The sequence below is a fragment of the Hydrogenophaga sp. FW305-3-2-15-A-LB1 genome, assembly GCF_058787875.1.
The window spans coordinates 1-17,626 of sequence record NZ_JBYTAE010000075.1; the positions used below are offsets into that span (position 1 = coordinate 1).

The 17,626-nt window shown below is 70.4% G+C and carries 17 protein-coding genes; 8 read left to right on the top strand and 9 right to left on the bottom strand.

The genetic code is table 11. The annotated features are described in order from the left end of the window. Window positions 1-4: 4 nt before the first annotated feature. Window positions 5-2,713, top strand: coding sequence for a DUF4118 domain-containing protein (locus tag AC3WPZ_RS21050; protein WP_492441437.1), 2,709 nt, complete (start codon window positions 5-7; stop codon window positions 2,711-2,713). Then, on the top strand, window positions 2,710-3,402 hold the full coding sequence (kdpE, locus tag AC3WPZ_RS21055; RefSeq protein WP_382323861.1) for a two-component system response regulator KdpE: 693 nt from the start codon (window positions 2,710-2,712) through the stop codon (window positions 3,400-3,402). The genes AC3WPZ_RS21050 and kdpE overlap by 4 nt, the downstream gene beginning before the upstream one ends. On the opposite strand, the gene AC3WPZ_RS21060 is transcribed toward kdpE, so the two are convergent. Genes AC3WPZ_RS21060 through AC3WPZ_RS21090 form a run of 7 tightly spaced genes read right to left on the bottom strand, consistent with a single transcriptional unit; the run spans window position 3,384 to window position 9,362 of the window. Then, window positions 3,384-4,187 carry an ABC transporter ATP-binding protein gene (locus tag AC3WPZ_RS21060; protein ID WP_492441407.1) on the bottom strand — a complete coding sequence of 268 codons (804 nt, stop codon included), beginning with the start codon at window positions 4,185-4,187 and terminating at the stop codon, window positions 3,384-3,386. The genes kdpE and AC3WPZ_RS21060 overlap by 19 nt on opposite strands. Beyond that, window positions 4,184-5,182: a FecCD family ABC transporter permease gene (locus tag AC3WPZ_RS21065; protein WP_492441409.1), complete on the bottom strand. Its 999-nt coding sequence runs from the start codon at window positions 5,180-5,182 to the stop codon at window positions 4,184-4,186. Before AC3WPZ_RS21065 ends, AC3WPZ_RS21060 begins: the two co-directional genes overlap by 4 nt. Before the next feature lie 2 nt (window positions 5,183-5,184). Further along, entirely contained in the window at window positions 5,185-6,234 is a 1,050-nt protein-coding gene (locus AC3WPZ_RS21070; RefSeq protein WP_492441411.1) for an iron ABC transporter substrate-binding protein, read from the bottom strand. Further along, complete coding sequence (locus tag AC3WPZ_RS21075) at window positions 6,215-7,021, bottom strand: molybdate ABC transporter substrate-binding protein (protein WP_492441413.1); 807 nt, start codon at window positions 7,019-7,021, stop codon at window positions 6,215-6,217. The genes AC3WPZ_RS21070 and AC3WPZ_RS21075 overlap by 20 nt, the downstream gene beginning before the upstream one ends. 6 nt (window positions 7,022-7,027) lie before the next feature. Next, window positions 7,028-7,810 (bottom strand): ABC transporter substrate-binding protein, encoded by a 783-nt coding sequence (locus AC3WPZ_RS21080; RefSeq protein ID WP_382163670.1) that lies wholly within the window; start codon window positions 7,808-7,810, stop codon window positions 7,028-7,030. A 32-nt stretch (window positions 7,811-7,842) separates the two neighbouring features. Continuing rightward, entirely contained in the window at window positions 7,843-8,628 is a 786-nt protein-coding gene (locus AC3WPZ_RS21085) for an ATP-binding cassette domain-containing protein (RefSeq protein ID WP_492441415.1), read from the bottom strand. After that, window positions 8,625-9,362 carry an ABC transporter permease gene (locus AC3WPZ_RS21090; RefSeq protein WP_492441417.1) on the bottom strand — a complete coding sequence of 246 codons (738 nt, stop codon included), beginning with the start codon at window positions 9,360-9,362 and terminating at the stop codon, window positions 8,625-8,627. Before AC3WPZ_RS21090 ends, AC3WPZ_RS21085 begins: the two co-directional genes overlap by 4 nt. Before the next feature lie 123 nt (window positions 9,363-9,485). Between AC3WPZ_RS21090 and AC3WPZ_RS21095 the strand changes: the two genes are divergently transcribed. Beyond that, the gene (locus tag AC3WPZ_RS21095) at window positions 9,486-10,595 is read left to right on the top strand and encodes a substrate-binding domain-containing protein (RefSeq protein ID WP_492432548.1); all 1,110 of its coding nucleotides are present in this window, start codon (window positions 9,486-9,488) and stop codon (window positions 10,593-10,595) included. 174 nt (window positions 10,596-10,769) lie between these two features. Here the strand turns inward: AC3WPZ_RS21095 and AC3WPZ_RS21100 are convergent, their stop codons facing one another. After that, window positions 10,770-11,357: a nitroreductase family protein gene (locus AC3WPZ_RS21100; RefSeq protein WP_444688627.1), complete on the bottom strand. Its 588-nt coding sequence runs from the start codon at window positions 11,355-11,357 to the stop codon at window positions 10,770-10,772. A gap of 11 nt (window positions 11,358-11,368) precedes the next feature. Then, window positions 11,369-12,583 carry a bifunctional phosphopantothenoylcysteine decarboxylase/phosphopantothenate--cysteine ligase CoaBC gene (gene coaBC / locus AC3WPZ_RS21105; RefSeq protein ID WP_492432550.1) on the bottom strand — a complete coding sequence of 405 codons (1,215 nt, stop codon included), beginning with the start codon at window positions 12,581-12,583 and terminating at the stop codon, window positions 11,369-11,371. 114 nt (window positions 12,584-12,697) lie between these two features. Between coaBC and pyrG the strand changes: the two genes are divergently transcribed. From pyrG to AC3WPZ_RS21130, 5 genes are read left to right on the top strand one after another with little or no spacing between them, the layout of a single operon-like run. Next, entirely contained in the window at window positions 12,698-14,371 is a 1,674-nt protein-coding gene (pyrG, locus tag AC3WPZ_RS21110) for a CTP synthase (protein ID WP_382159293.1), read from the top strand. Window positions 14,372-14,393: 22 nt separating this feature from the next. Further along, entirely contained in the window at window positions 14,394-15,251 is an 858-nt protein-coding gene (kdsA, locus tag AC3WPZ_RS21115) for a 3-deoxy-8-phosphooctulonate synthase (protein WP_382159295.1), read from the top strand. Window positions 15,252-15,302: 51 nt separating this feature from the next. Continuing rightward, window positions 15,303-16,586: a phosphopyruvate hydratase gene (eno, locus tag AC3WPZ_RS21120; RefSeq protein ID WP_444688625.1), complete on the top strand. Its 1,284-nt coding sequence runs from the start codon at window positions 15,303-15,305 to the stop codon at window positions 16,584-16,586. A gap of 11 nt (window positions 16,587-16,597) precedes the next feature. Further along, window positions 16,598-16,882: a septum formation initiator family protein gene (locus tag AC3WPZ_RS21125; RefSeq protein ID WP_382159299.1), complete on the top strand. Its 285-nt coding sequence runs from the start codon at window positions 16,598-16,600 to the stop codon at window positions 16,880-16,882. Window positions 16,883-16,885: 3 nt separating this feature from the next. Next, window positions 16,886-17,545 carry an AAA family ATPase gene (locus AC3WPZ_RS21130; RefSeq protein WP_492441420.1) on the top strand — a complete coding sequence of 220 codons (660 nt, stop codon included), beginning with the start codon at window positions 16,886-16,888 and terminating at the stop codon, window positions 17,543-17,545. Window positions 17,546-17,626: the final 81 nt, after the last annotated feature.

Here is a 17,626-nt window from a genome sequence, read left to right on the forward strand (position 1 = left end):
CCCCATGCCCGATTCCTCCCGCCCCGACCCGGATGCCCTGCTTGCGCGGGTGCAGCAGGAAGAAGCCCGCGCGCGCCGGGGCAGCCTGAAGATCTTCTTCGGCGCCTCGGCCGGCGTGGGCAAGACCTACGCCATGCTCTCGGCCGCGCGCGCGGCCCTGGCCCAGGGCACGCCGGTCACCATCGGCGTGGTGGAGACGCACGGACGGCCCGACACCGAGGCCCTCGCGCGCGGCCTGCCCCGCCTGCCGCTGCAGGCCGTGGCCTACCGGGGCCACCAGCTGCACGAGTTCGACCTCGACGCCGCGCTGGCCTTCGGCGCGCAGCACCCCGGCCAGGCCCTGGTGCTGCTCGACGAGCTGGCCCACAGCAACGTGGCCGGCACGCGCCACCTCAAGCGCTGGCAGGACGCCGAGGAGCTGCTGGTGGCCGGCATCGACGTCTGGTCGACCATGAACGTGCAGCACCTGGAGAGCCTCAACGACATCGTCAGCGGCATCACCGGCATCCGCGTCTGGGAGACCGTGCCCGACCACTTCTTCGACGACGCCGACGAGGTGGTGGTGGTCGACCTCCCGCCCGACGAACTGCTGGAGCGCCTCAAGGCCGGCAAGGTCTACCTGCCGCAGGGCGACGACCAGCGCGCCGAACGCGCGGCGGCCAACTTCTTCCGCAAGGGCAACCTGCTGGCGCTGCGCGAACTCGCGCTGCGCCGCACCGCCGACCGGGTGGACGACGAGATGCGCGCCTACCGGCGCGGCGGTGCCGACAAGCCGGTGTGGCCCAACCGAGAGGCCCTGCTGGCCGGCGTGGGGCCGGGCGCGCACGCCGAGAAGGTGGTGCGCAGCACGGCGCGCATGGCCGCCCAGCTCGACGTGCCCTGGCACGCCGTGCACGTGGAGACCCCGGGGCGCCCGATGGCCGAGGCCACGCAGCGCACCCTGCGCCTGGCCGAATCGCTGGGCGCGAGCACCGCCACGCTGTCCTCCACCGACGCCGCCACCGCCCTGGTGCGCCACGCTCGCGAACACAACCTGGCGCGCCTGGTGCTCGGCCGCCGCCGCGCGCGCCGCTGGCCCTGGCAGCGCAGCCTGGCCGAGCGGGTGGCCGAGCGCGCCGACGACCTGGACCTGGTGCAGGTCGGCCTGCCCGCGGCGCCCGACGACACCCCGCCCGCCGCGCGCGCCGAACCCGGCGAGGGCCGCTGGCGCGGCTACCTCTGGGCCGCCGCCACCTGCCTGCTCATGGCCCTGCTCGCGATGCCGCTGCGCGACGTGCTGGAGCGCAGCAACATCGTCATGCTGTTCCTGCTCGTGGTGGTCGGCGTGGCCCTGGTGCTGGGCCGCGGGCCGGCCGTGCTCGCCGCCTTCCTGGGCGTGGGGCTGTTCGACTTCCTGTTCGTGCCGCCCTTCCACAACTTCGCGGTGAGCGATGTGGAATACCTCGTCACCTTCGGCGTGATGCTGGTGGTGGCGCTGGTGGTGGGCCAGCTCACGGCCGGACTCAAGCAGCAGGCCGAGGCCGCCACCCAGCGCGAACACCGCGTGCGCAGCCTGTACGACATGTCGCGCGACCTCTCGGCCGCGCTGCTGGCCACGCAGGTGGCCGAGATCGGCGCGCGTTTTCTCACCGGCGAGTTCGGCGCGCGCTCGGCGCTGCTGGTGGCCGACGACCACGACCGGCTGCAGGCCCTCGACGGCGGCAGCGCGCCGGTGGACACCGCCGTGGCGCAATGGGCCTTCGAGCGCGGCGAAGAAGCCGGGCGCGGCACCGACACCCTGCCCGCCAGCACCTGCCTGGTGCTGCCCCTGAAAGCGCCCATGCGCGTGCGCGGCGTGCTGGTGATCGAGCCGCCCGGCGGGCGCCCCTGGGGCATCGAACAGCGCCGCCTGCTGCAGACCTGCGCCTCGCTGCTGGCGATCTCGCTCGAGCGCATCCACTACATCGAGGTGGCGCAGAGCAGCACGGTGCAGATCGAGTCCGAGCGGCTGCGCAACTCGCTGCTCTCGGCGATCTCGCACGACCTGCGCACGCCCCTGGCCTCGCTGGTGGGCCTGGCCGACGCGCTCGAACTCACACCACCCGCGCTCGGCGAGGCGCAGCGCGAGGTCGCCAGCGCGATGCGGCAATCGGCCCAGCGCATGAACGCCCTGGTGAACAACCTGCTCGACATGGCCCGCCTGCAGGCCGGCGCGGTGCAGCTCAACCGCGCCTGGCAGCCGCTGGAAGAGGTGGTGGGCAGCGCGCTTGCCGCCTGCGGGCCCCTGCTGGCCGGGCGCGACATCCGCGTGGACCTGCCCGACGGCCTGCCCCTGCTGCACCTGGACACGGTGCTGATCGAGCGCGTGCTGGTGAACCTGCTGGAGAACGCCACCAAGTACACGCCGGCGGGCAGCGCCATCCAGATCGCGGCGCGCGAGCGCAGCGACAGCGTGGTGATCCTGCTCGACGACCACGGCCCCGGCCTGCCCAAGGGACACGAGGCGCGCGTGTTCGAGAAGTTCGAACGCGGCCAGCGCGAGAGCGCCCTGCCCGGCGTCGGCCTGGGCCTGGCGATCTGCCGCGCCATCGTGCAGGCGCACGGTGGCACCATCGGGGGCCACAACCGCGAGTCGGGCGGCGCCGTGTCGGGCGCCCGCTTCGTCATCACCCTGCCCCGGGGCACGCCGCCCGCCGACCTGGGCACGCACACCGAGGACGCGCCCCCGCCATGAGCACCGCCGGCAGCCAGATCCTGATCGTCGAAGACGAGGCCCACATCCGCCGCTTCGTGCGCCTGGCGCTGGAGGCCGAGGGCCACACCGTGCACGAGGCCGAGAACTACCAGCGCGGCCTGATCGAGGCCGGCACGCGCCGGCCCGATCTGGTGGTGCTGGACCTGGGCCTGCCCGATGGCGACGGCGTGGACCTCATCCGCGAACTGCGCCAGTGGTCGGCCATGCCGGTGATCGTGCTCTCGGCGCGCAGCGCCGAGGCCAGCAAGATCGCCGCGCTCGACGCGGGCGCGGACGACTACCTCGTCAAGCCCTTCGGCGCGGGTGAACTCGGTGCGCGCGTGCGCGCCCAGTTGCGCCGCCACCAGCAGCAGACGCCGGGCGGCGCGCCGCAGATCGTGTTCGGCGAGGTGCGCATCGACCTCGTGCGCCGCGTGGTCGAGCGCGCGGGCGAGGCGCTGCACCTCACCCCCATCGAATACAAGCTGCTCACGCACCTGGCCTCGCAGCCCGACCGCGTGATCACGCACGCGCAACTGCTCAAGGCCGTGTGGGGCCCCGGCCACCTGGAAGACTCGCACTACGTGCGCGTGCACATGGCCAACCTGCGCAAGAAGATCGAGGCCCAGCCTTCGATGCCGCGCCACCTGGTCACCGAGACCGGCATCGGCTACCGCTTCGTGGCCTGAGCGGTCTCGAACTCGGGCAGGAACACCGGCAGACCACCCCCCGCGTCGTCCACCTGGTGCACCCCCGCGCGGTAGAGCGCGCGCAGGCCCTCGGCCTCGATCACCGCCCCCACCGCGCCTTCGCCCAGCACCTGGCCTTCACGCATCAGCAGCGCGCGGTCGGCGCAGCGCAGGGCCTGGTTGGGGTCGTGCGTGGTGAACAGCACCGCCAGGCCTTCGCGCGCCAGCGTGCGGATGGCGCGCATCACCAGGCCCTGGTTGCCAAAGTCCAGGCTGGCGGTGGGTTCGTCGAGCAGCACGGCCTGCGGCTGCTGCGCCAGCGCGCGGGCGATCAGCACCAGCTGGCGTTCGCCGCCGCTGACCTCGTGCACCGAGCGCGCGGCCAGGTGCGCGATGCCCAGGCGCTCCAGCGCCTGCAACGCGATGGCGCGGTCTTTCGCGCCAGGCCGCGCGATCAGGCCCAGGTGCGCGGTGCGGCCCATCAGCACCATCTCGAGCGCGGTGAAACCGAAGGTGCTGGCCTGGCCCTGGGGCACATAGGCCACCACGCGCGCGCGCTCGGCCAAGGGCCAGGCCGCGAGCGTGCGGCCCTGCAGCCGCACCGAGCCCGCCAGCGCGGGCAGCAGGCCGAGCACGGTCTTGAGCAGCGTGGTCTTGCCGCAGCCGTTGGGGCCGAGCAGCGCGAGCACCTCGCCGCCGCGCAGCTCCAGCGACAGGCCCGCGCCCACCACGCGGCCCGGGTAGCCCACGCTCAGGCCGTCGGCGTGCAGCAGGGCCTCCGTCATGTCCAGCCCCGGGAGGCGCGCCGCAGCAGCACGATGAAGAACGGCGAACCGATCAGCGCGGTGAGGATGCCCAGCGGGATCTCCACCGGTGCCAGGGTGCGGGCCAGCGTGTCGATGAGCAGCAGCAGGCCGCCGCCGAGCACGGCCGAGGTGGGCAGCAGGCGCACGAACGAAGGCCCGACCAGAAAGCGCGCCAGGTGCGGCACGACCAGCCCGACCCAACCCACGATGCCGGCGGCCGCCACACTCGCGGCCGTGACCAGCGTGGCGGCGGCGACGATGAGCAGGCGCAGGCCGGTGGTGCGCGCGCCCAGCGAACGCGCCTCCTCCTCGGGCAGCGACATCACGTCCATGCGCCAGCGCAGCAGCAACAGCACCACCGTGCCCAGCGCCACCGGCCCGATCAGCGAAGGCAGGTCGTTGGCGTGGGCGCCGGCCAGGCTGCCGAGCAGCCAGAAGGTCATGGCGGGCAGCTGGTTGTAGGGGTCGGCCAGCACCTTGACCAGGCCGATGCCCGCGCCCAGCAGCGAACCGATGACGATGCCCGCGAGCAGCAGCACCAGCACCGGGTCGCCGTGCCGCACGGTGGAGCCCACGCCGTACACCAGCGCCACCGCGAGCAGGCCGCCCACGAACGCGGCCATCTGGATGCCGAACACGCCGAACGAGAAGAAGATGCCCAGCACCGCGCCGAGCGCCGCGCCGGCCGAGGCGCCCAGGATGTCGGGCGAGACCAGCGGGTTGCGGAACAGGCCCTGGAAAGCCGCGCCCGCCACCGCCAGCGCCGCGCCCACCGCGAGGGCGGCGATCGCGCGCGGCCCGCGCACCTGCAGCACGATGGTCTGCACCTGGTCGTTGGGCGCGGGCGCGCCTTGCAGCAGGGCGGCCGCCCATTGCACGAGGTCGCCGAGCGGGATATCGATGCGGCCCTGCGTGAGCGCGAGCAGCAGGCCCGCGAGCAGCACCGCCCCCGCCCAGAGGCCGCCGCCTTTCATGTTCAGTCCCGGCCGGCGAGCACGCGCTGCACCTGCGCTGGCGTCAACTCGACCTGGTAGAACAGCTGGTAGAACTCGCGCGTGATCGCGCCCAGGTCTTCGGGGAACAGCGCGGGAAACACCTTGCTGCCCAGCCACCACAGGCCCGGCAGCCGGTTCACGCTGGGTGGGAAGTCGATCCAGCCGAAGGGCAGCTTGGGCGAGAGGTGCACGCGCCCGTTCTTCACCGCGCTCACGCCGCGCCACAGCGGGTTGTTGTGCACGGTCTGCGCGAAGCTCTGGTCGATGGTGACGATCACCTCGGGGTCCCAGGCCAGCACCTGTTCGATCGACACCGTGGCCAGGCCCCCTTGCAGGCCGGCGGCCACGTGGCGGATGCCCATGGCCTCGAACATCTCGACGTTGATGGATCCACCCAGGCCGGTCTCCAGCCCCTCGGGGCCGCGCGCGTAGTACACGCGGGGTGGTGCGGTCGCGCGCGCCACGCGCTCGCGCACCGTGCGCAAGGTATCGGCGGTGTAGCGGGCCAGCCGCGCCGCGCGCTCGGTGCGCCCGGTGAGTTCGCCCAGCAGGGTGTAGCCCTGCGCCGTGGCCTCCAGCCGGCCGTCGAGCAGCGCGTAGGGAATGCCGGTCTGCGCCTGCACGCGGTCGGCCAGTTCAACGAAGGTCTGGCGCGTGGAGCCGGCGTCCACGATCAGGTCGGGCTTGCTGGCCAGCAGCTGTTCGAGGTTGGTGGTGTTGCCGCGCCCGGTGAGCCGCCCCACCTCGGGCCGGTTGCCGATGCCGGGCAGCAGGAACTCGAGCTCGGGGCCGCGGTTGGCGCGCGGCCAGCCAATCAGCGCACCGGGTGCCAGCGTGTAGAGCCAGATGGCCGCCGGCGGACCGGCCGGGAAGATGCGCTGCACCCGCGCCGGCACGTTGACGCGCCGGTTGGCGCCGTCGACCACGCTGCGCGTGGCCTGTGCCCCCGCCGGCAGGCAGGCGCCCAGGCCGGCTGCGATCAGCAGATCGCGCCGGCGCGGGTGGGCATGTTCAGGGTTTTCCAAAGCCATAACGCGCGAACGTGGCTTGCGCGGGCGGCGCCAACAGGGCCTTGGCGAAGGCCTCGGCCTGCGCGGGAGCCCCTTGCCGCACCGTGAGACCATACGACGCCGCCACCTGCAATTCCACCGGCACTTGCACCACCTTCAGGCGCGGGACTTCCTTCTGCGACGCCACGGCGTTGGTGCAGTACGTCAGGAACACATCGGCCTGGCCCTGGTCCATCACCCAGGCGTACGTGCCCTGGCCGGCAGGCGGCTTGGGCGAATCCGGGCCGCCGGTGAGCTTGAGGGCCTTGGCGTCGAGCGCCGCGTAGGCGCCAGCGCGCACCTGGTCGGCCTTGCGGAACAACTCCCACGCATAGTCGCCCGACGGATCGGCCTTGGGCGTGGACGTGCCCAGCTTCACCGCCGGGTTGAGCATGGTGGCCAGCAAGGTCTGCGGCGTGGCGTTCACGTTCGCCTGCGTCAGTGCGCACAGGCTGTTGCGAACGAACACGGTATGCGGCGCCCAGCCTCCCGCGGCGGCCAGGCGTTGGGGATGCTGGGTATCCGCCGAGGCGAACACCATCGCGCCCTCGCCTTTCTCGATGCGTTCGCGCAGCAAGCCGGAGGCACCGAACGTCAACGCAATCTTCTGCCCGGTGCGCATCTCGTGGTCGCGCGCGATCTCGGTGAGCACCTCGCGCAGGCTGCCGGCGGCGTAGACCTGAAGGGGTTCTTTCATCGGCGCCACCTCAGGCGAGGCACAACCGATCAGCGTGGCCAGGGCAACGGCCGTCAGGCTGGCGCGGTGCATCACGCTTCACTTCGCCGCGTTCGGGAAGAACAGCTGCTCGCCGCCGATCTTGTAGCTGGCGATGGCCGCCTGGCCGGCCGGGCCGGTGACCCAGTCCACGAACTTCTGGCCTTCGGCCGTTTTCACCTGCGGGTGCTTGGCCGCGCTCACCAGCATCACGCCGTACTGGTTGAACAGGCGCTTGTCGCCCTCCACCAGCACCGCGAGGTCGGCGCGGTTCTTGAAGTTGAGCCAGGTGCCGCGGTCGGACAGCACATAGCCACCGCTGCTGGCGCCGATGTTGAGCGCCGGGCCCATGCCGCAGCCGCATTCCTTGTAGCCGCTGCCCTTGTTGGCGTCGGTGTCGGTCATCTTCCAGAAGCGCAGCTCGGCCGCGTGCGTGCCGCTCTTGTCGCCGCGCGAGATGAACTCGGTGTTGGTGCTGGCGATCTTCTTCAGCGCGGCCACGATGTCGTCGCCCTTGGTCTTCGCGGGGTCGGCCTTGGGGCCGATCAGCACGAAATCGTTGTACATGACCTCCTGGCGTTTGGCCGAGAAGCCGTCGGCGACGAACTTCTCTTCGGCCACCTTGTCGTGCACGAACAGCACGTCGGCATCGCCCCGGCGCGCCATGTCGATCGCCTGCCCGGTGCCGAGCGCGACCACCTTCACGTCGATGCCGCTGGCCTTCTTGAACTCCGGCAGCAGGAAGGAGAACAGGCCCGACTGCTCGGTGGAGGTGGTGGAGGCCACCACGATGCTCTGGGCGAGCGCACCGGCGCTGGCCAGCAGGCCGGCGGTGCCCAGCACGGCGGTGAGGGTGAGGTGGCGGAAGGTGGTTTTCACAGGCTTTCTCCTTGGACAAACAAATGGGCCTGCGGGCACAGGGACCGCAGGAGATCGTGGTTGAAAAAATCGTTCACGGGCAGGTCCGCCAGCAGGCGGCCCTTTTCCAGATACACGACGCGGCTGGCCAGGCGCTTGACCTGGCCGAGGTTGTGGCTGCTGAAGACCAGCGTGGTGGGTTTGCCCGTGGGTTGGCCGGCCACGTCGCGCTGGCCGGCGGCGGTGAATTCGGCGATCAGCGCCTCCACCTCGCGCTTGGCGTGCGGGTCCAGGCTGGCGGTGGGCTCGTCGAGCAGCCACACGGCCGGGCGCAACGCCCAGGCGCGCGCCAGCGCCAGGCGCTGCTGCTGGCCGCCGGAGAGCGCGCGTCCGCTGCGCTCGGCCAGGTGGCCCATTTCCACGCGCTCCAGCGCCTGCAGGGCCAGCGCGCGCGTCTGGCGCGCGGGCACGCCCTGCAGCCACAGACCGAGCTGGATGTTGCGCCGCGCGCTCATGCGCAGCATGTGCGGCCGCTGGAACAGCATGGCCACGCGCTGGTGCGCGGGCATGTGCAACTCGCCCGCGCTGGGGCGCTGCAGCCCGTGCAGGGTGCGCAGCAGCGTGCTCTTGCCGCTGCCGTTGGCGCCGACCAGCGCCACGCGCTCGCCCTCTTCGATGCGCAGAAACACGTCCGTCAAGGCCTGCAGGCGCGCGGCCGGGCCCAGGTGCACCTGCACGCCGCGCAGCTCGAAACAGGGGGCAGGCGCCACGGCGCGGCGCGCGGTCACGGGCAAGCCGCTCATGCCGCCACCAAGGCCGGCGCGGCGCTGGCCGCGCCGTCGGCGCGCTCGCGCCAGCGGCTCAGCAGCGACACGAGGGCGTTGAGCAGGAGCACCACCAGCAGCAGCACCACGCCCAGGCCCAGCGCCAGCGGCAGGTCGCCCTTGCTGGTCTCGAGCGCGATGGCCGTGGTCATGACGCGCGTGAAACCTTCGATGTTGCCGCCCACGATCATCACCGCGCCCACCTCGGACACGGCACGGCCGAAGGCGGTCAGCAGCACAGTGAGCAGCGCGTAGCGCTCGTCCCAGGCCAGAAGCAGGCTTCGGAAAGCGGCACCGGCGCCCAGCGAGGCGAGCTGCTCGCCATGGCTGCGGTCGGCGTCTTCCACCACCTGGCGCGTGAGCGCGGTCACCAGCGGCAGCACCAGCACCGTCTGCGCCAGCACCATGGCCTGGAAGCTGAACAGCCAGCCCAGGAAACCCAGCGGCCCCGAACGCGAGAGCAGCAGGTAGATGACCAGGCCGACCACCACCGAGGGGATGGCCAGGAAGGTGTTGAGCACGGTGAGCACCGCGCCCCGGCCGGGGAAGCGCGCGGCCGCGAGCAAGGCGCCCAGCACCAGGCCCAGGCCGCAGGCCAGCAGGCAGGCCGTGGCACTGACCGCCAGGGAGCGCATGACCACCGCCCACAGGCCCGGGTCGCCCGAAAGAATCAGCCGCAGCGCCGTGGCCAGGCTGTCTGAAAATGTGTTCATATGTTCGATCGAGCTTACGGGTGTGCTCCTGAATCGAGAGTACGTAATGACGCGGTATGAAATTCAATGCATAGGGCGCCCGCTCGCCGGACCCGCCCTTGGTTTGGTGCAAACTCGGCGTCCATGCGAAAAATCGAGCTCTCCTACACACTGACGTCACCGACGCCGGAGCGCTCGTCCCATCCCGTGCAGCTGCGCAATCCCATGATGGACGTGCTGCACGCCGTGCGCAGCAGCGGCTCGATCTCGGGCGCGGCGCGCGAGCTGGGCCTCTCGTACCGCCACGTGTGGGGCCAGTTGAAGGACTGGGAAGCCAGCCTGGGGCAGGCGCTGATCTTCTGGGAACGCGGGCAGGCCGCGCGCCTCACGCCTTTTGGCGAACGCCTGCTGATGGCCGAGCGGCTCGCCCAGGCGCGCCTGGGCCCGCAGATGGAGAGCCTGCGCGCCGAGCTGGAGCGCGCCTTCGCCATGGCCTTCGACGAAGGCCAGCACGCCAGTGCGGCCGACGTGCTCACGCTCTACGCCAGCCACGACCACGCGCTCACCGAGCTGCAGCATCAGGCGGGCAACGCCGCGCCGCCCCTGCACCTGGACATCCGCTTCTGCGGCAGCGTGGACGCGATCCGCGCGCTCAACGAAGGGCGCTGCGAGCTCGCGGGCTTCCACACCCAGCCCTTCGCCGCCGCTGGCAGCCTGAGCGCGCGCGCCTACCGGCCCCTGCTCAAGCCCGGCCTGCACAAGATCATCGGTTTCGCGCGCCGCTCACAGGGCCTGATGGTGGCGCCGGACAACCCGCTGCGCCTGCGCGACATTGCCGACGTCTCGCGCCTGCAGGCGCGCTTCGTGAACCGCGCCATCGGCACCGGCACGCGCCTGCTGCTCGACGAGCTCCTGGCCCAGGCCACGTTGCTGCCCATGGACATCGTGGGCTACCACAACGTGGAAAGCTCGCACGCGGCCGTGGCCCAGGCGGTGGCCAGCGGCAGCGCGGACGTGGGCCTGGGCACCGAGTACGCCGCGCGCTCTCGGGGCCTGGACTTCGTGCCCCTGACCGAGGAGCGCTACCTGCTGGTGTGCCTCAAGAGCGCGCTGGAGCAGCCCGCCATGCAGCGCCTGCTCAAAAGCCTGCGCAGCCGCGCCTGGCAGGAGCGGCTGAACGCCCTGCCCGGTTATGCCACCGACCACTGCGGTGAGGTCGCGGCGATGAAGCGCCTCTTGCCCTGGTGGGACTGAAAGAGCCCCCACGCTCCACCGCTGCGCGGGTCGCTGCCCCCCGAGGGGGCTGATCCGGCTTGGGGCGGCCCGGCGCAGGATCGTAGCCCCCACGCTCCACCGCTGCGCGGGTCGCTGCCCCCGAGGGGGCTGATCCGGCTTGGGGCGGCCCGGCGCCGGATCGCTTTTCGCCGGCTACGGCCAGTCCCGCATCACCTCGGCCGCATCGGGCTTGCTGAACTTGGGCGAACCCGCCTTGCGCGGCGTGCCCAGCACCACCCAGCCCACCAGCTGCTCCCCCGGCTCGCAGAACGCGGCCACCACCGGTGCGGCGCGCACCTTGGCACCTGAGAGCATCTTGCCGCCGTAGCCCAGCGCGTGCGCGGCGTTGAGGAAGTTGGTGAGCGCGCCCCCCACGGTCATCCACTGTTCGTGCGGCGTGGCCACCGGGTGGCCAGGGTCGATGCGCGCGATCACCGCCACCAGCAGCGGGGCATTCAGCGCACGGCCACGGTCCAGCGACGCCTCTGCCGGGTTTTTCCCGGCCAGAACAGCGGCCTGCTCGAACAGGTCGGCCAGGCGCTCGCGCGCGTCGCCCCGCACCGCCGCGAAGCGGAACGGCACCAGACCGGCGTGATCAGGCGCGCGCAGAGCGGCCTCGGTCATGCGGTGCAGCGCTTCCAGGGAAGGGGCGGGCTCTTCCAGGTGCTTGGCGCCCACCGAGAAGCGGCCCAGCAAGCCCGCCAGCAACGCATCGCCCGCCGACGCATCCATCGATCGCATGGCCACCCAGCCTAGGACGACAGGCGGCGCGCGATCTCGGCCACCAGTTGGCGCGCCAGCACCAATTTGGGCGCGCGGAGCAGCTCTTTCATGCCGCGCTCGTCCACCAGCAGCAGCGCGTTGTCGTCCTGGCCGAAGGTGGCCGGGCCGATGTTGCCCACCAGCAGCGGCACGCCCTTGCGCTTGCGCTTGGCCTGGGCGTGCTCTTCCAGGTCGTGGCTTTCGGCGGCGAAGCCCACGCAATAAAGCTCGCCGCTCTTCGCGCGTGGCGAGGCCGCGATGGCGGCCAGGATGTCCGGGTTCTCGACGAACGACAGCGTGGGCACCTCGCCCGAGCCGTCCTTCTTGATCTTGTGTTCCGCCGATGTCGCGGGGCGCCAGTCGGCCACGGCCGCCGCGGAGACGAAGACCGTGGCGCCGGGCACCAGCAGGTCCAGGCTTTTCTGCATGTTCAGCGCCGACTTCACGTTCACCCGCCCCACGCCTCGCGGCGTGGGCAGCCCCACCGGGCCGGCCACCAGCGTGACCTGGGCGCCCGCCTCGTGGGCGGCGCGCGCGATGGCGAACCCCATCTTGCCGCTGGAGAGGTTGGTCAGGCCCCGCACCGGGTCGATGGCTTCAAAAGTCGGGCCGGCGCTCACCAGCACGTGCTGGCCGGCCAGCGGCTTGGGCTGGAAGAAGCGGGTGAGGTCGTAGAGCAGCTCGTCAGGCTCCAGCATGCGGCCATCGCCCGTTTCACCGCAGGCCTGCTCGCCCGCGCCCACGTCCAGCACGGTGGCGCCGTCGGCGCGCAGCTGCTTGACGTTGCGCTGGGTCGCCGGGTGGGCCCACATCTCGCGGTTCATGGCCGGCGCCAGGATCAGCGGCACCCGATCGATCGGCCGCGCCAGGCACATCAGGCTGAGCAGGTCGTCGGCCCGGCCATGCACCAGCTTGGCCATGAAGTCCGCGCTCGCGGGCGCCACCATGATGGCGTCGGCCTCGCGGCTGAGGTTGATGTGGGCCATGTTGTTGCCCGGGCGCGCGTCCCACTGCGAGGTGAACACCGGCCGGCCCGACAGCGCCTGCATGGTCACCGCGGTGGTGAACTGTTCGGCCGCCTCGGTCATGACGACCTGCACCGTCGCGCCCTCCTTGACCAGCGCCCGGCAGAGTTCGGCGGCTTTGTAACAGGCGATGCCCCCGGAGAGGCCCAGCACGATGTGTTTTCCGGCGAGGTCGTTCATGCGCGCAATGTAGCAGTTCGGGTCTGCCCCGACAGACCCCATGGATAGCCCGGGAAGAGGCGGCCTTTATAATCGCCATTTCCACCTCCTGCGAGCAACCGGCTCGCCCGAGACATGACCAAATTTGTGTTCGTCACCGGCGGTGTGGTGTCCTCCCTGGGCAAGGGCATTGCCTCCGCATCACTGGCCGCTCTCCTCGAGTCCCGCGGCCTCAAAGTCACCCTCATCAAGCTCGACCCGTACATCAACGTGGATCCGGGCACCATGTCCCCCTTCCAGCACGGCGAGGTCTTCGTCACCGACGACGGCGCCGAGACCGACCTGGACCTGGGCCACTATGAGCGTTTCATCGAAACGCGCATGAAGAAGACCAACAACTTCACCACCGGCAAGATCTACCAGTCGGTGCTGGAGAAGGAACGCCGGGGCGACTACCTCGGCAAGACGGTGCAGGTGATCCCGCACGTCACCAACGAAATCCAGGAGTTCATCCAGCGCGGCGCGGGCATCGGCACGCCCGACGCGGTGGACGTGGCCATCGTCGAGATCGGCGGCACCGTGGGCGACATCGAGTCCCTGCCCTTCCTGGAGGCCGTGCGCCAGATGAGCCTGCGCCTGGGCCCGAACAACTCGGCCTTCGTGCACCTGAGCTACGTGCCCTGGATCGCCGCCGCCGGTGAGCTCAAGACCAAGCCCACGCAGCACACCGCCAAGGAGCTGCGCGCCATCGGCATCCAGGCCGATGCGCTGCTCTGCCGCGCCGACCGCCGCATTCCCGACGACGAGCGCGCCAAGATCTCGCTGTTCTCCAACGTGCCCGAATGGGGCGTGATCTCCATGTGGGACGTGGACACCATCTACAAGGTGCCGCGCATGCTGCACGAGCAGGGCCTGGACGGCCTGATCTGCGACAAGCTGCGCATCAACACGCCCCCGGCCAAGCTCCAGCGCTGGGACGACCTGGTGCACGAGGTCGAGCACCCGAAACACATCGTGAAGATCGCCATGGTCGGCAAGTACGTCGACCTGTCGGACAGCTACAAGTCGCTCAACGAGGCGCTGCGCCACGCCGGCATGAAGAACCACGCCAAGGTGCAGATCGACTACATCGATTCGGAAACCATCTCGCCGGCCAACGTCGCCAAGACGCTGGGCGCGTTCGACGCCATCCTGGTGCCCGGCGGCTTCGGCAAGCGCGGCATCGAAGGCAAGATCTGCGCGGCCCGCTATGCGCGCGAGCAGAAGGTGCCCTACCTCGGCATCTGCCTGGGCATGCAGGTCGCCACCATCGAGTACGCGCGCCACGTCGCCGGCCTCAAGAACGCCAACAGCACCGAGTTCGAACCCGACACGCCGCACCCCGTGATCGCCCTGATCACCGAGTGGAAGGACGCCGACGGCAGCATCCAGCAGCGCAGCGCCAGCTCCGACCTGGGCGGCACCATGCGCCTGGGCTCGCAAAGCTCCGACGTGGCCCCCGACACCCTGGCCCACCAGATCTACGGCCCGGTGGTCACCGAGCGCCACCGCCACCGCTACGAAGCCAACGTGAACTACCTGGACCAGCTGCGCGCGGCCGGCCTGGTGATCGCGGCGCTGACCCAGCGCGAGCAGCTCACCGAAATGGTCGAGCTGCCGCAGAAGGTGCACCCCTGGTACGTGGGCGTGCAGTTCCACCCCGAGTTCAAGTCCACCCCGTGGGACGGCCACCCGCTGTTCAACGCCTACGTGAAGGCGGCGCTGGTCCACCAGGGCCAGACGAGCACCAAAACCCCGGTCGCGGCCTGAGCACCCCACGGAGAGGCACCCCATGAAACTCTGCGACTTCGACATCGGCCTGGACCGGCCCTTCTTCCTGATCGCCGGGCCCTGCGTGATCGAGTCCGAGCAGTTGCAGATGGACGTGGCGGGCCAGCTCAAGGAGATCACGGCCAGCCTGGGCGTGCCCTTCATCTTCAAGAGCAGCTTCGACAAGGCCAACCGCAGCAGCGGCACCAGCTACCGCGGCCCGGGCCGCGACAAGGGCCTGGAGATCCTGGCCAAGGTCAAGCGCGAGCTCGGCGTGCCGGTGCTCACCGATGTGCACAGCGAGGACGACATCGCCGATGCGGCCAAGGTCTGCGACGTGCTGCAGACCCCGGCCTTCCTGTGCCGCCAGACCGATTTCATCCGCGCGGTGGCGCAGAGCGGCAAGCCGGTGAACATCAAGAAGGGCCAGTTCCTCGCGCCGCACGACATGAAGAACGTGATCGACAAGGCGCGAGCGGCCGCGAAGGAAGCCGGCCTCAACGAAGACAGCTTCATGGCCTGCGAGCGTGGCGCGAGCTTCGGCTACAACAACCTCGTCTCCGACATGCGCGGCCTGGCCATCATGCGCGAGACCGGTGCGCCGGTGGTGTTCGACGCCACGCACAGCGTGCAGTTGCCCGGCGGGCAAGGCACCAGCAGCGGCGGCCAGCGCGAGATGGTGCCGGTGCTGGCGCGCGCGGCGGTCGCCGTGGGCGTGGCCGGCCTGTTCATGGAAACCCACCCCGACCCGGCCAAGGCCCTGAGCGACGGGCCCAACGCCGTGCCGCTCAAGCACATGAAGGCGCTGCTGGAAACCCTGCTCGCGCTCGACACCGTGACCAAGAAGAACGGTTTCCTCGAAGACCGTTTCAACACCTGATTTCCCCTTCTTTCTTCTTCTTTCTGTCTCTGACCCAAAGGTAGTGAATCCATGAGTGCAATCGTTGACATCGTTGGCCGCGAAATCCTGGACAGCCGCGGCAACCCCACCGTCGAATGCGACGTGCTGCTGGAAAGCGGCGTGATGGGCCGCGCGGCCGTGCCCTCGGGCGCCTCCACCGGCAGCCGCGAAGCCATCGAGCTGCGCGACGGTGACAAGAGCCGCTACCTCGGCAAGGGCGTGCTCAAGGCGGTGGAGAACATCAACACCGAGATCAGCGAAGCCGTGCTGGGCCTGGACGCCTCCGAGCAGGCCTTCCTGGACAAGACCCTGATCGACCTCGACGGCACCGACAACAAGGGCCGCCTGGGCGCCAACGCCATGCTGGCCGTCTCGATGGCCGTGGCCCGCGCCGCCGCCGAAGAGGCCGGCCTGCCGCTGTATCGCTATTTCGGCGGCATGAGCGCGGTGCAGATGCCCGTGCCCATGATGAACGTGGTCAACGGCGGCGCGCACGCCAACAACAACCTGGACCTGCAGGAACTGATGATCATTCCCGTGGGCGCGCCGAGCTTCCGCGAGGCTGTCCGCTGGGGTGCCGAGGTGTTCCACGCGCTCAAGAAGATCATCCACGACAAGGGCATGAGCATCGCCGTGGGCGACGAAGGCGGCTTCGCCCCCAACGTGGCCAACCACGAAGCCGCGATCCAGATGATCCTGGAGGCCATCGGCAATGCCGGCTACACCGCCGGCGAGCAGATCGCCCTGGGCCTGGACTGCGCCGCGAGCGAGTTCTACAAGGACGGCCAATACCACCTGGAAGCCGAAGGCCTGGTGCTCAGCGCCGAGGACTGGACCAACATGCTGGCCACCTGGGTCGACAAGTACCCCATCATCAGCATCGAAGACGGCATGGCCGAAGGCGACTGGGACGGCTGGAAGGTGCTCACCGAACGCCTGGGCGCCAAGGTGCAGCTGGTGGGCGACGACCTGTTCGTCACCAACACCAAGATCCTCAAGGAAGGCATCGAGAAGGACATCGCCAACTCGATCCTGATCAAGATCAACCAGATCGGCACGCTGACCGAGACCTTCGCCGCCATCGAGATGGCCAAGCGCGCCGGCTACACCGCCGTGATCAGCCACCGCTCGGGCGAGACCGAGGACAGCACCATCGCCGACATCGCCGTGGGCACCAACGCCGGTCAGATCAAGACCGGTTCGCTCTCGCGCTCGGACCGCATGGCCAAGTACAACCAGCTGCTGCGCATCGAGGAAGACCTGGGTGATGTGGCCGTGTACCCCGGCCGCGACGCCTTCTACAACCTGAAGTAAGCTTCGGCTTCATGGCCCGCCGCTTCATCCCCGCCCTGCTGATCGCGCTGCTCTTCATCGTGCACGCGCAGCTCTGGTTCGGGCGGGGCAGCGTGACCCAGGTGGCGAGCATGAAGCAGCACCTGGCCACGCAGGAGCAGACCAACCGCGAGGCCCAGTTGCGCAACGACCAGTTGCTCAGCGAAGTGCGCGACCTGCAGCAGGGCCTGGACATGGTCGAGGAACTCGCCCGCCAAGAATTGGGCATGGTCAAGCCCAACGAAATCTTCGTGCAGATCGCGCAGAACAAGCGCTGATCGATGGCGGTCTGCGTCGCGCTGCTCGGCGGCGAATCCAGCGGCAAGTCCACGCTGGCCCAAGCGCTCGAACGCCACCTCAACGACATCCACGGTCTGCGCGCGGTCCGCGTGCCCGAGCACCTGCGCGCCTGGTGCGAGGCGCGTGGCCGTGCCCCCCACGCCCACGAGCAGGCCGCCATCGCGGACGAGCAGACGCGGCTCATCGACCGCGCGAAGCACGCACCCGGTGTGGACCTGGTGATCGCCGACACCACGGCCCTGATGGTCGCGGCCTACAGCGCGCTCTACTTCCAGGACGACACCCTGCTCGCGCCCTCGCTCGCCGCACAGCGGACCTGCGACCTCACCCTGCTCATGGGCCTGGACCTGCCCTGGACGCCCGACGGCCTGTTCCGCGACAGCCCGGCCGTGCGCGACGCCACCGACAGCCTGCTGCGCCACGAGTTGCAGGGCGCGGGCATCGCCTTCCAGACGGTGTACGGGCAAGGCGACGCGCGCCTGCAACAAGCCCTGCGCGCCGTGGGCACGGCGCTGGGCCGGCCGCTGGTGAAGGAAGACCCCGCCCTCGCCAACGGCCTGCGGCCCTGGTCATGCGACAACTGCAGCGACCCCGACTGCGAGCACCGGCTGTTCACCGGCCTGCTGTCACGCAACGCTTAGAGGGGGAGTTCCCAGGCCAGAACACCGCGGAACTGGCTTTGCCAGGCCGCAGGTGTTGCCCCCTGGGGGGTAGCGCGCAGC